Annotated in this window: 16 protein-coding genes and 2 pseudogenes; 14 read left to right on the top strand and 4 right to left on the bottom strand. The window is 55.2% G+C overall.

Features of this window, described 5'->3' with window-relative positions; all coding sequences use genetic code 11:
- Window positions 1-374: 374 nt before the first annotated feature.
- Complete coding sequence (locus tag GOW16_RS14260; RefSeq protein WP_170416117.1) at window positions 375-767, bottom strand: helix-turn-helix transcriptional regulator; 393 nt, start codon at window positions 765-767, stop codon at window positions 375-377.
- 14 nt (window positions 768-781) lie between these two features.
- Between GOW16_RS14260 and GOW16_RS14255 the strand changes: the two genes are divergently transcribed.
- The 5 genes from GOW16_RS14255 to GOW16_RS14235 all read left to right on the top strand — a co-directional run bounded on the left by GOW16_RS14255 (window position 782) and on the right by GOW16_RS14235 (window position 2,785).
- Window positions 782-1,141, top strand: coding sequence for a nuclear transport factor 2 family protein (locus GOW16_RS14255; RefSeq protein ID WP_170416116.1), 360 nt, complete (start codon window positions 782-784; stop codon window positions 1,139-1,141).
- 7 nt (window positions 1,142-1,148) lie between these two features.
- The gene (locus tag GOW16_RS14250) at window positions 1,149-1,505 is read left to right on the top strand and encodes a DUF1801 domain-containing protein (RefSeq protein WP_170416115.1); all 357 of its coding nucleotides are present in this window, start codon (window positions 1,149-1,151) and stop codon (window positions 1,503-1,505) included.
- 71 nt (window positions 1,506-1,576) lie between these two features.
- A complete protein-coding gene (locus GOW16_RS14245) occupies window positions 1,577-1,909 on the top strand; it encodes an ArsR/SmtB family transcription factor (protein WP_170416113.1) in 333 nt (110 codons plus the stop codon).
- On the top strand, window positions 1,909-2,319 hold the full coding sequence (locus GOW16_RS14240; protein ID WP_170416111.1) for an SRPBCC family protein: 411 nt from the start codon (window positions 1,909-1,911) through the stop codon (window positions 2,317-2,319). The genes GOW16_RS14245 and GOW16_RS14240 overlap by 1 nt, the downstream gene beginning before the upstream one ends.
- A gap of 19 nt (window positions 2,320-2,338) precedes the next feature.
- Complete coding sequence (locus GOW16_RS14235) at window positions 2,339-2,785, top strand: SRPBCC family protein (RefSeq protein ID WP_170416109.1); 447 nt, start codon at window positions 2,339-2,341, stop codon at window positions 2,783-2,785.
- A gap of 325 nt (window positions 2,786-3,110) precedes the next feature.
- Here the strand turns inward: GOW16_RS14235 and GOW16_RS14230 are convergent, their stop codons facing one another.
- Window positions 3,111-3,515, bottom strand: a complete 405-nt coding sequence (locus GOW16_RS14230; RefSeq protein ID WP_170416107.1) for an RrF2 family transcriptional regulator — start codon at window positions 3,513-3,515, stop codon at window positions 3,111-3,113.
- Window positions 3,516-3,619: 104 nt separating this feature from the next.
- Here GOW16_RS14230 and GOW16_RS14225 point away from each other — a divergent pair, with 104 nt between their 5' ends.
- The 4 genes and pseudogenes from GOW16_RS14225 to GOW16_RS14215 all read left to right on the top strand — a co-directional run bounded on the left by GOW16_RS14225 (window position 3,620) and on the right by GOW16_RS14215 (window position 6,126).
- Entirely contained in the window at window positions 3,620-4,834 is a 1,215-nt protein-coding gene (locus GOW16_RS14225; RefSeq protein WP_170416105.1) for a GTP-binding protein, read from the top strand.
- A pseudogene (locus tag GOW16_RS14220) lies at window positions 4,831-5,465 on the top strand (DUF1826 domain-containing protein). The gene GOW16_RS14225 and the pseudogene GOW16_RS14220 overlap by 4 nt, the downstream one beginning before the upstream one ends.
- Window positions 5,462-5,647 carry a DUF6525 family protein gene (locus GOW16_RS22815; protein ID WP_368039908.1) on the top strand — a complete coding sequence of 62 codons (186 nt, stop codon included), beginning with the start codon at window positions 5,462-5,464 and terminating at the stop codon, window positions 5,645-5,647. Before GOW16_RS14220 ends, GOW16_RS22815 begins: the two are co-directional and overlap by 4 nt.
- 278 nt (window positions 5,648-5,925) lie before the next feature.
- Entirely contained in the window at window positions 5,926-6,126 is a 201-nt protein-coding gene (locus tag GOW16_RS14215; protein WP_170416103.1) for a DUF1289 domain-containing protein, read from the top strand.
- A gap of 246 nt (window positions 6,127-6,372) precedes the next feature.
- On the opposite strand, the gene GOW16_RS14210 is transcribed toward GOW16_RS14215, so the two are convergent.
- Window positions 6,373-6,882 carry a MarR family winged helix-turn-helix transcriptional regulator gene (locus GOW16_RS14210; protein WP_170416101.1) on the bottom strand — a complete coding sequence of 170 codons (510 nt, stop codon included), beginning with the start codon at window positions 6,880-6,882 and terminating at the stop codon, window positions 6,373-6,375.
- A 77-nt stretch (window positions 6,883-6,959) separates the two neighbouring features.
- Here GOW16_RS14210 and GOW16_RS14205 point away from each other — a divergent pair, with 77 nt between their 5' ends.
- Both GOW16_RS14205 and GOW16_RS14200 read left to right on the top strand, forming a co-directional pair.
- Entirely contained in the window at window positions 6,960-7,847 is an 888-nt protein-coding gene (locus tag GOW16_RS14205) for an EamA family transporter (protein ID WP_170416099.1), read from the top strand.
- A gap of 12 nt (window positions 7,848-7,859) precedes the next feature.
- Complete coding sequence (locus GOW16_RS14200; RefSeq protein ID WP_170416097.1) at window positions 7,860-8,501, top strand: NAD(P)-dependent oxidoreductase; 642 nt, start codon at window positions 7,860-7,862, stop codon at window positions 8,499-8,501.
- 290 nt (window positions 8,502-8,791) lie between these two features.
- Here the strand turns inward: GOW16_RS14200 and GOW16_RS14195 are convergent, their stop codons facing one another.
- The gene (locus tag GOW16_RS14195) at window positions 8,792-9,706 is read right to left on the bottom strand and encodes a substrate-binding domain-containing protein (protein ID WP_170416095.1); all 915 of its coding nucleotides are present in this window, start codon (window positions 9,704-9,706) and stop codon (window positions 8,792-8,794) included.
- Window positions 9,707-10,461: 755 nt separating this feature from the next.
- Between GOW16_RS14195 and GOW16_RS14190 the strand changes: the two genes are divergently transcribed.
- The 3 genes and pseudogenes from GOW16_RS14190 to GOW16_RS14180 all read left to right on the top strand — a co-directional run bounded on the left by GOW16_RS14190 (window position 10,462) and on the right by GOW16_RS14180 (window position 12,153).
- Window positions 10,462-10,644 carry a hypothetical protein gene (locus tag GOW16_RS14190; protein WP_170416093.1) on the top strand — a complete coding sequence of 61 codons (183 nt, stop codon included), beginning with the start codon at window positions 10,462-10,464 and terminating at the stop codon, window positions 10,642-10,644.
- 15 nt (window positions 10,645-10,659) lie between these two features.
- Window positions 10,660-11,082, top strand: a pseudogene (locus GOW16_RS14185) (PfkB family carbohydrate kinase); the annotation flags it as partial.
- Window positions 11,083-11,085: 3 nt separating this feature from the next.
- Window positions 11,086-12,153, top strand: a complete 1,068-nt coding sequence (locus GOW16_RS14180) for a methylglyoxal synthase (protein ID WP_170416089.1) — start codon at window positions 11,086-11,088, stop codon at window positions 12,151-12,153.
- The last annotated feature ends 104 nt before the right edge of the window (window positions 12,154-12,257 follow it).

The raw sequence follows: 12,257 nt of genomic DNA, 5'->3' as shown, positions 1-12,257 counted from the left end.
TCATGAGCTTTGGCGGTTGGTGTGGTAGCTATGATAGATCCAATGGTAATTGCTGTCTTTCTAAGCATGATTGGGCCGTCTCCAAGGTTTTCATCGAGTGCGCGTCAATGCGCTCTTGGGTCTTTGCGTGTAGCAAGCGCGGGAAGGTTCCCGAAATTCGACGAATTCGCGCAAAATGGATTGTAAAAACCGAGCAGGTTTTCCTTTGGCAATTTAGGAGCCCGGAATTCTCAATGGTTCAGCCAAACTGATCATCCGTTCAGATTTGGTGCATAAAATATCGGATGGGGTTCGATCCGTATCAACGCACAAGCGGCGCGCGGCCTCCATCCTTGGATGGATTGCCGGAATACAATCCGCAACGTAGCTTATGCCTAACGATGCATCGCCAAAATCAGGGCCGTCCGGGACGGGAGGTCCAACCGTTCCAGAATAGAGTGAACATGATCTTTGACAGTCGCAAGCGATATACCGAGCTGTTTTGCAATCACGCGGTTTGGAAGGCCTTCAATGATCAAATCGGCCACTTGCCGTTGTCGCTTTGTCAGCGGCGCCAGCAGTTTAGCCCTATCAGGTTTGTCCATGACTGTGACCAATGGCGCACCGATCACATCGCTGGCCGCGATATCCAGATGCATGTGCAGCCCGGGCCTGGCGACCCTGATCAGCGGCAACAGAAGTTCCATCGGCACAGGGCGCGGGGCGTCAACTTCAACGGCCCGCACCGCCTTTTTCAACGCGCCAAGAACACTTTCGTCTATTGTCATCAAGGAGCCCCTTCATGAACGAAATGCCACTTGAGATCAGCAATTTTTTTCTCGCAATGCAAGCCGGGCCGCATGGTCTGGACATGCTTGCCACCATGTTTGCTGAAGATGCGACTTATTCCGAACCGTTCTCGGGTCAGACAGAACCACACAAAGGGCGCAAGGCGATCATTTCGGCCTTTGACGCCAGCAGGTCTGACGCCTTTGACGACGCAGTGATCAATCTCAGCGCAGTCGACGTGCAGGGCGAAACAGTTACCGTGCAATGGACCTGCATTTCTCAGGCGATCCCCGGCGGCCGTGGCAGCGGAACCAATGTCTTTCAGCTGAAGGACGGCCTGATTACATCACTTGTCACAACATTAGATTTGTGAGGCGATCATGAGCCGAGAAGAAGTTGATGATTGGATGGCTAAGTATGACAACCCGATGAAACCTGTGGTCGCAGAAATGCGCAGGCTCATACTGGATGTGGACAGCAGGATTGAAGAGACGATCAAGTGGCAGGCCCCAACCTTCACATACAAGGGCAACATGGCCAGCTTCTTTCCACGTGCCAAAAAACACGCCTCGTTAATGTTTCACAAAGGGGCATTCATTGAAGGCGATTTCCCCACTCTGGAAGGGGTCGGCAAAGAAGCCCGGAGCTTCAAGGTTGCCGATCTGGAGGACCTCAAAAGCAAGGCAGAGGAATTGCGGTCTATTTGTATCGCCTGGTGCGATCAGCAGGATCGATGAGAGTTCCGCGCGACCAACCTGGGCTCAGTATCGGTATTGACATTTAGGTATATACTTAAATATAAATCGATATGCCGCCAAACAAAGCATCCTCGGACGTCTATCACGCCATCTCTGACGCCAACCGCCGGACGCTTTTAGGGTTTCTGGCACATGAGGCCCGCCCCGTGGGCGATTGTGTCGAAGAACTTGGGATCACCTATGCAGCGGTGTCGCAGCACCTGAATGTGTTGCATGAAGTGGGGCTGGTCGAACGGGAATCACATGGCCGACAAAGGCTGTACCGGAGCCGGTTTGAGCCTCTTCAGGAAGTTCATGATTGGACAGATAGATATCGTCCCTTCTGGCAGGATCGCTTCAAACGGCTGGGTGAATATCTGGACAAGAACGAGGGTGAAAAGTGATGCAGGGCCTCCGTCTGACGCTTAAGGAGTTTTACCCCCACCCTGTCGAAACCGTCTGGCAAGCGCTTACTGACCCCGTGGCTATCGCTGAATGGTTGATGCCCTGTGACTTCCGCCCGAATGTTGGACACCGGTTTTCCATTCGAGGCGCAGCCACAAACAATTGGCGGGGGCTTACGGAGTGCGTTGTCATTGAAGTTGAGCCGCCACGACGGATGGTGTGGCAATGGGTAAGCGCGGACATTCCTGAACCGACCCGTGTATGTTTCGAGCTGGAACCAGTCGATGGCGGCACTCAGTTAACTATGAGCCATATTGGGATGACCACGCAGGCCGATATCGAAAGCCTTTCGCAAGGATGGCCCATGAAACTCAAGCAATTGTGCACATTTCTTTCGAATTCGGACTAATTGTTGTGGGAGATGGACTATGACTGGATACAGCAGAACCGTCGATATCGAAGCCTCTGCAGAAGAGGTGTACCAGGCTATTACAACAGGCATCAGGCAGTGGTGGACGACAGGATCCGAGGATGCCTCAAAAATCGACACTGTTTTTACGACCCGGTTCGGTAAGACCTACAACCACATCAAAGTCAGTCAATTGATCGAAAACCAGCGAGTCGAATGGGACATTGAAGAGCATTGCCACGACAATGAAGCCCTGACCCGAGATGACGAATGGAAGGGGACGAAGATCCTTTGGAGCCTGTCCCCCAAGGGAGAGGCCACAACCCGGCTTGAATTCACACATGAGGGCTTGGTTGAAAGCATGGAATGTTGGGAGATTTGCGAAGCAGGCTGGGACTTTTTTCTTTTCGAAAGCCTCAAACCTTATCTCGAAGGCGGTAAGGGCCAACCATTCCAGCACGAGTAAACCAATATGCCGTGGCGCTATTGCAGCGTTGGTCTATCGGGATCGCTTCACTGCGCAGCAAGAGCAGGGTTGATCATCGGCGGCTATCTCCTCAACGTGAGAATTCTGTCACACGCAGTTCTTGCATTTGCAGCGAACAACCGGTTTGTAGGGCCGCACCGCAGCAACCCGATGGAATAGTCAATGTCTGCAATGGGCCGTCTCCATCTGAACCAGTCGGACCTATCGATCAGATGCTGCGTTTGCCTCTATGGCGGCAGTGAGCCCAAAGAAACAGATGCTGCACTCGGGCCAAACGGCTGCTTTGTGTGGAATCTTCACCAGATCAGGCGCCCCGCATTTCAGAAATCGATGTTTCGCCAAGCTTCTGGACAAGGCTCTGTTCGATTTCCTCAAGGACACCGGATACACGTTTTTGCAACGCGTGCTCGACGGAACAGGCAGGTGCTTCGCTGATTTCGTCAGAAGCAACCAAGCGTTCATCAAGCGCGAGGTAGACATCGGCAAGGGAAATATCCTGCGGCGCGCGTGCCAAACGCCAGCCGCCTGCGTGACCCTTCTCCGAGGTCAGCAGGCCCGCCTCTCGCAGCTTTCCCAGAACGCGGCGGACCACAACTGGATTGGTGCCCGCGTGATCTGCGATGTCAGACGACGTCCGCACGCGGTCCGGCTCCCCGGCCATATGGCTGAGTGTATGCAGAGCAAGCGACAGGCGAGAGTTTCGTTTCATGTGCGGTTTTTCTCCAAACGGATCATACACGTAACTTTTGTAGTTGCATTAGTCTAGTAACTGCGTAAGTTGCGAGAAATATCACATCAGCTTTGGAGCGGTTTATGTCAGATGAACGCCTTCCGGTCACGGTGCTTTCCGGCTTTCTGGGCGCGGGAAAAACAACTCTTCTCAATCGGGTTCTCAATAACCGGGACGGAAGACGAGTTGCGGTTATTGTCAATGACATGTCGGAAGTGAACATTGATGCAGATCTGGTCCGGGCTGATACCGAACTTAGTCGAACGGACGAGACGTTGGTGGAAATGTCAAACGGCTGCATCTGCTGCACCTTGCGCGATGACCTGCTCGACGAAGTGCGCCGCTTGGCGGCGGAGGGGCGCTTTGACTATCTTCTGATCGAATCCACCGGGATATCCGAGCCACTGCCCGTCGCCGCCACATTCGATTTCCGGGATGAGTTAGGGGAGAGCCTGTCAGATGTGGCTCGGCTCGATACGATGGTCACGGTGGTTGATGCCGTGAACCTTCTGAACGACTACGCCAGCCACGATTTCTTAAGCGACCGAGGCGAAACGATGGGCGAGGAAGACGAACGTACCCTTGTGCATCTGCTGACGGACCAGATCGAGTTTGCCGATGTTGTCATCTTGAACAAGGTCAATGATGCAGGCCCCGAAAAGGTCGACGCGGCGCGCAAGATTATCCGAAGCCTCAATGCCGATGCGGAAATCATCGAAACCAACCAATCGCAGGTTGCAGCGGAAAAGATCCTCGATACAGGGCTTTTTGATTTCGAGCAGGCACATGAACATCCGATGTGGGCAAAGGAGCTGTATGGTTTTGCTGACCATGTGCCTGAGACAGAGGAGTATGGTGTGGCCTCCTACGTTTACCGTGCCAAGGCCCCGTTTATCCCAGAAAAAATTCTGGCGACCCTGAACGGTGACATGCCGGGCGTCATCCGGGCCAAGGGGCATTTCTGGATCGCAACCCGGCCAGAATGGGTGGCGGAGTTTTCATTGGCCGGATCGTTGTCGAGCATCAAGCCCATTGGAACCTGGTGGGCGAACGTGCCTCAAGATCGCTGGCCCGAACATGTCGCGGTATCCGACTACATGAAACAACACTGGGCGGAGCCTTGGGGAGACCGGCGGCAGGAACTAGTTTTCATCGGTACCGGCATTGACTGGACCGCTCTGAAGGCAAAACTGGATGCCTGCCTTGTTCCGACTGTCGTAGCAAGCGGACCAGACGCCTTGCCGCTTGACCTGCCCGATCCGTTCTCGGGGTGGCGTCGTGTTGAGGATGCAGCATGAAGTTTGTCAGAGAAACCGTTAAGGAGTCCGCAATCGGCGTCGGGATCGCAGATGATTCAGCGGCCTTGAGCACATTCCTGCAACCCGGTTGTGCCGCTGCGATCTGGCGTCGGCAGACGCCGCCAAAGGTGCAGTCCTGGTTGGATGGCGTTGACGCCGACGTTTTGCCTCGGGCTCGGGTTGTCCTTCCGCCGCGCGCCGTTGGTGAGGTGATACAGAACCTCTTTGACATGGCCGGTTTGCCCTTTGGACCCGAACGGGAGTGGCTTCAGAAAGACATTGTCGGGCTGGCCGATATGTTTTCTGATCTTTTGCAGGCGAAATACCTGCGGCTACGTTTGGACGTCGTGACCACCAATGCCTGCCGCAGGTTTCACATCGATGCAATCACCGCGCGGCTGATTTGCACCTATCGGGGCACTGGCACACAATACGGGATATCGACCGACGGCGCTGACCGAAACGCGTGTTCACGGTTCAAACCGGCTCGCCCATACTTTTGCGCGGCACGCTTTGGCCCGGCGAACCGCCTTCCGGTCTGCTGCATCGTTCACCCCCAATAGAAGGGACAGGCGAGGCCCGGCTGGTGCTCGTACTCGACCCCGTGGGCGATCCGGAAGATGAATTTTGAGCGGCAATCTTGGACAAAGTAGCCTGCATCGCAAACGTCGGTCAGGTGATCCCATGTCGGCCTATGATGGCCTGCCTGCCCCTCTGAGATTGTGGTTATCAGAGGCTGCCTTACCCTGGCTTGCGGCATCTGCACGGCGTTTGTGGTCGAAATCGCGCGCCAAAGGACTGACGCCTGAATAAGCACTGGCGTCGCTGAACGCGGCCGAGGCTAAAACACTTGCCCGAGATCGGCATTCGACACTCTTTGATTTCAATCAGCAGAATTGAAACGTTTTACGAAGAGCTGCCGTTGGCGCAGCCGCAGGGTAAGCGTAGTTTGTCTGCGTCTTTGCGGTTCGGGCGCAATACGGTGAAGGGTTGGTTCCGAATCAACCTATTCTCCATACCGTCCTATTCTTCACCAAACCGGACTCGCCACCTTTGTTGACCTCCCACCTCTTATCGATAGTTTCACGTCTATGAAAAAGCGTAAAAGCCCCTGCATCGATGTTTGTGAGTTTACTGGCCCTAGTGGCTGGTGTCTTGGCTGCGGCCGCACACGGGAGGAGTGCGCAAGATGGAAAAAAATGAAACCCTATGAAGCGAATATCATTGAGAAAGAACTAATTCGTCGCATGTCGAAAATAGCCCAAACACCGCCTAAGGCGTCGCAAGGCTAGTGGGGCGGGTGCGGAATGTCTCCTTCGAAGTACGAAGCGGCTCTTCCGCAGTTTGAATGCAACGGTGGCTTTGTCCGCGATCTGTAAGTTCGACCCTACCCAGATTTTGCGGTTGCGGCGAATGGCGGCAATGCGGGCTGCAATAGCAGCATCTTGACCAATTGGCCAACGGCAGGAATGGGCCGTCCGCATCGGAGCGACATAAGACCAACAGGTCGCGGTTATGTGTTGCACCCAGAGAGAGGATTATTCGCGTGAAATCGTCCCACTATCGGAGTTAATCCTTTCATCCAGCGTCTTCAGAAGCCTGTTCAAACCTTCGGCTTCTACCGGAGCTAGTCCCCGTAAAAGGCGATGCTGCGTTTCGACATGATCGCCGACGGCTTTCTCAATTGTCGCAAATCCGGATTCTGTCAAACGGATCAAAAACCCGCGCTTGTCTTCAGGGTTTGGCACCCGCTCGACGAGGCCGTGTTTGACGAGTTGGTCGATGCGATTGGTCATTGTTCCTGAGGTCACCATGGTCAGATCCAGCAACTCGCCAGGGGTTAAGCCATCAGGTTTTCCGGATCTGCGCAGGGTCGCCAGGACATCAAAACTGGCGGCGTTCAACCCGTGAGCTTTCCAGGTTCTTTCCATCTCACTCCGGAGCTTAGTAGTCAAACGTGAAAGCCGACCGATGATCTCCATCGGTCCGACATCAAGGTCGGGCCGGGCCTTGTTCCATTGAGCAACGATGCGGTCTACGTGGTCCATGCAAGTATTTTGCAGGAATATATCTTGACGTCAAGATATGGAGATGTATCTTGACGTCAAGATAATGGAGGTCTGCGATGAGATATCTCGACATTTCAATTACAGCCATTGCGCCATTGGTTTGGGGCAGCACCTACTATGTGACGACTGAATTCCTTCCTGCAGGGTATCCGGTCACGATGGCTTCCCTACGCGCTCTGCCTGCCGGCCTGTTGCTTCTAGTTCTGGCACCGCGCTTGCCGAAAGGTATTTGGTGGCTGCGCATCTTCATTCTCGGAGCACTCAACTTCACACTATTCTGGGCCTTTCTGTTTGTCGCAGCCTACCGGCTACCGGGGGGAGTTGCGGCGACAGTCGGTGCGGTTCAGCCGCTGATCGTCGTATTCCTCGCCGCACTGCTGCTCGGCACTGCAATCCGAGGCGCATCCGTGCTGGCCGCCCTGATCGGTATCCTTGGTGTCGGGCTGCTCGTCTTGGGGTCAGGCATATCGCTTGATCCGGTCGGCATGATTGCGGGGGTAGGTGGTGCAGCTTCGATGGCGGCAGGCACAGTCCTGACCCGGAAATGGCACCCTCCTGTGCCGCTTCTGACCTTCACCGCCTGGCAACTGACTGCTGGCGGTCTGTTGCTGGTACTTTTGGCCATCCTCATCGAACCTCCGCTTCCGCCATTGGATGCACGAAACCTCTCCGGCATCCTTTACCTTGCTCTCATCGGGGCTGCGCTCACCTATATCCTGTGGTTCCGCGGCATCTCTCGGATAGAGCCAGGTGCCGTCTCGGCGCTTGGTTTTCTGAGCCCGCTCTCCGCCGTCCTGATCGGCTGGGCATTGCTGGGTCAGGCGCTGACACAGATGCAGATCACTGGGGCCGCGCTTGTTTTTGCGGCAATCTGGCTTGGTCAAAGGGCCGGGCGCGCCCGTGCGCCCAACCTTCCGAAACATCCCATCCGCAATCCAGCATAAAGGAGAACTCCAATGAAACTCATTGTATTTGGTGCCACCGGCGATGTCGGTTCTCGCGTCGTAACAGAAGCGCTCGCACGCGGGCATCACGTAACCGCAGCCGTCCGAAACGAAGCAGCGCTTGCCAAATTGCCGGAGGGAGTCAGACCAGTCATCGCAGACGCGACAGACCCAGCAGCTCTCGCCGCCGCAATGGAATCGCAGGACCTGGCGATCAGCGCATTGCGCTCTCCGCCCGGGCTCGAAGGCGAGATCGTCGCTCTGACACGTTCGATCCTCAATGCTGCGTCACGCACGGGCATTCGGGTGATCATCGTTGGCGGCGCCGCGCGACTCCATCTGCCAAACGGCAGTCCACATACGGTTTTGTCAGACCCCGATTTCTTACCAGAAAACATCGTTCCGATTGCCCGCGCATCGATGGCGCAATGGGAACTCTGCGCCTCTGAAACATCGGCAAACTGGACCTATGCTAGCCCGTCCGCCCTCTTGCAGCCCGGCCCCCGCCAAGGCGCGTTCAGAACCGGTACGGACACGCTGCTCGTTGATGAAGCTGGAAAATCGGAGATATCGATGGAGGACTTTGCTGTTGCGCTGGTAGATGAAGCACAAACAGCCAAGTTCCCGCGCGCCGCATTCACGGTCGGTTACTAACACTCGTCTCAGACCGCTATGGAAAGGATGTTGAGCTAGCTGACTAGCAGGCCGGGCGTTGCCTCAAGGACTAATCCACCGACCCAAGGCATGGGTCACTGCAAGGCCGACGCAGCTTCTTTCGCGACGCGGTCCTGCGCCTGGCCTAAATTCCGCTCTCAGGTGTAAAACGTCCGTTTTGAGGAAGCTGCACTGCAGAGTTGTGCAGATTGATGGATGTCTCCTTCGGGCCGTCTTCAGTTTTCTTTTAATGGGGCAGGGCCTGGTCGCGTATGACTGATGATTGACAATCAACCTTTGAAGGCTTCGGCTGTGACAAGTTTTGCCGGTACGTATATTGTTTGTTGTCGTGGGGTTTCACCCGCCAGCAACCGAGCTACCACATCTGCGGTTTTCTTCCCCATCACCTTAAAATTCTGCTCTACAGTTGCCTCGAAGTTACTTCCTTTGGCGATCGCTTGACGAGCTTGCGGGTTCGCATCAATGCCAGTGATCACGATACCCTCGTTGCTGCGGCCAGCCGCCTCGATTGCCTCTAGTGCGCCTAAGGCTGGCTGATCCCACGCTGCCCAAACGGCTGAAACACTGCCCAGCTCTGGATTCGCAGCAAGTACAGTCGCCATTTTTGCACGGCTATCTGTAATGGCCCCATCACTGATATCCGGCGTGATCCGTTCGATAACGTCAATATCCGGGTAATTGTCAAAGACGGCGTCGGCGATTACGCCCCGAACCTGTACGGGTGGAAACTGATCGTAGGTAAACATGACCACGTTGCCTGTACCTTCAATTCTGCTGGCGATATATGCAGCGGTCTCCGCGGCCATTGAGTAACCATTGGATGTGATATTGGCTGCTATGAGCGGATGGCTCCCTGCATCCATGCCGACAACGGGTATTTTCGCCTCTGACGCTTTGCGCAGCCCTGGGCCGACCTGCGACGGATCGACATTTATGACAATTGCATCAACATCCTGCTCAACTGCGTTTTCCATTTCGTGGATGACACCCGCGACATCTCCGTCAGTGTGTACCACGTCAACATCCCACCCAAACCCATCGGCACGTGTATTGAAACTGTCAACATAGGACTGTGTTCCCGGCTGAGAGAGGTAGGGTGTAATCAGGGCAATGTTCTGCCCATAAGCTGGTGAAAAGACGCAGAGCGCCATTGATGCGCCAACCAAACTGCTTCGAAAAGCCATAGAATTACCCCGCACTGCAAAGGACAACCAGAAAACTCAAAAATGTTACCTGTCTGAGGGCGCTAAAGGTTTCGTGGGAGTCAGACGCTAGTTTGATTTCACACTCTAAGTTTAGAACCTGGTCGCGAAGGCGCGAACAAAATCACTCTTTGAAACACCTACTGGCTTAAAAATGTCTACTGATTGAAAGGCCATGATAGTCACTCTCTGCAAGTCATCAAAACTGAATTAAAGATAGACCCCGGCACGGTGATTATGGTTTCGGGCACATTAAATTGCTTTAATCATATTCTAGGTAAACGGTGATCTAATTCCGCGGTTTGGAACCGCTGATTACACATGATGCTGAAGGTTCGCTTTTCGGTAGCAGCTATGTCGCAACCATGGCCCTGCTAACGATTGCTTTGAGAAAGCCGCACCACTGAAATGAGGGAGGGCGTTCCAAGTCTGATTTGGGCCACAGCTCTGTTGCTTTTGTTATTTTGCCGCAGACGCACGCTGCATCGCATTTGACGTTATTTCCAAGTTAAGGCTGACTGGTATCAACCCCATCGGCGACAGCGAGGAAAGAACGTGGCGCGCATCATGATCCTATCTAGCTTCGTGACCATCGGTCACGTTGGCTTGTCTGCAGGACAGCCCGTGTGTCAAAGATTGGGCGTGGACGTCACCGCTGTGCCTACGGTTATTCTGTCAAATCACCCCGGCTGGCCGGACGTGGCGCGTGCTCCAGTCGCGGCGGAGCATATAGTGCCATGGCCGAAGCGCTGAGTTCGAACGGTTGGCTCGCTGATCACCAGGCGGTGCTGGTGGGGTATATGCCCACCATCGAGCATGTTGATGCAGCAGCGGCTTTGGTAAAACGGATTCGCGCGGGTGCGGATAAACCCCGTATCGTGGTTGATCCCATTCTGGGAGATTGGCCAAAGGGCCTTTAAGTATCGGAAGACGTCGCGCAGGCGGTTCGGGACAGGCTTGTGCCGCTGGCAGATACGGTGACACCCAATCTGTTTGAGCTCGAATGGCTGTCGCAGCGGAAATGCAGGACCGTCGACGACGCGAAAAGGGCTGTTCAGGCCTTGGGCGTTCAAACGGTTCATGTCACCTCGGCCCCACTGGGGTCGGAAAAAACGGGTGTCCTGTCATTGTCCGATGGAGACATTCACGAGTATTGCACGCCCCGATATCCGGACGTGCCGCATGGCGTTGGTGATGTCTTGGCTGCCCTGATTGCAGCGGATGTGCCGGTTGGGCAGGCACTGGGCCATGTGCACGCCCTTGCACGATTTTCCCAAGGTCAGGAACACTTGAATATCGTTGGCGCGTCTGCAGATTGGGTATTTGCACCGGCAATAGCTGCATCAAGGAAGGACTAGGTAATGGCGTTCAACTTCATCCTGATGCTGACCGAGAACGACCGCACCATTCCGGACGCCCACATGCGTCTGGAACAAGCGCTGGAAGGGGGCGCACGCCATATCGGGTTCAAGGATGTGGGTCTGCCGCTAGAAGATTTGCGTGGGTTGGCGCAGACCATTCGTGCAGCAGGCGGAAGGTCCTATCTTGAAGTCGTCAGCCTTGACGAAGAAAGTGAACTGGCGTCGGCCCGCGCCGCCGTGAGATTGGACGTCGATTGTCTTCTCGGAGGGACAAGGGCATCGGCGGTCACGGAAGTGACCCGCGATCACCCTCTGCGCTACTACCCGTTTCCCGGGCGGATCACGGGTCATCCCAGTGTGCTTGAAGGTCCCGTAAGTGACATCGTTGCATCCGCCCGCGCGTTGGCCGATCTCGAGCATGTGCACGGGCTGGATCTGCTGGCCTATCGGTTTTCTGGTGATGTCCCTGCCCTGATGCGGCAAGTGGTACAGGCCGTTGCCAAGCCAGTGATTGTGGCCGGTAGCATTGATAGCGAGGCCAAGATCGGTGCAGTCGCGGAATCCGGTGCGCAAGGTTTCACGGTCGGCACGGCAGCTTTCGCCGGCGCTTTTCAGACCGATGCAAGCTTTGTCGATCAGGTCCGTTCGATCCTCGCCATAACCACAAGTGCTCAGGCGTTCTCGACGGCTCCGCGCAGATTTGCACTGGTGGCCCATGATGACCGGAAGTCACATCTTCGCGCTTGGGTGCTGCGCCACAGAACGGCTTTGGCAGGGCACCGACTGATTTGCACTGGCGATACCGGCGCGCTTATTGCCAACACCTGCCCGGAATTGAACGTCCGACGCCTGCAGCGCGGATCCAGAGGGGGTGACCAGCAACTTGGGGCACTCGTCGCGACCGGAGAGCTGGACGCGGTGATTTTCTTTGCCGACCCAATGGCGCCTCATGGCTATGATGTTGACCTGCAAGCTTTGACCCGGCTTACCATAATGCATGACATCCCAATGGCACTGAGCGCTGCGGCGGCAGATCTTCTTGTTATAGCTTTTCTTGCTCACAGCTGAAAATTCAGAATTCGGATTGGACAGGTCAGGGACGGCTTGCGAAACTGTTAAGGCACCTGTTTCCCGCAAACCCGGTGCGGGTATTCTCAGATCAAACTCCTGTT

Source organism: Ruegeria atlantica (assembly GCF_013033965.1).
GTDB lineage: Bacteria > Pseudomonadota > Alphaproteobacteria > Rhodobacterales > Rhodobacteraceae > Ruegeria > Ruegeria atlantica_D.
The sequence above is the reverse complement of the archived record's forward strand: the minus strand, read 5'-3'. Positions and strand labels throughout refer to the sequence as shown.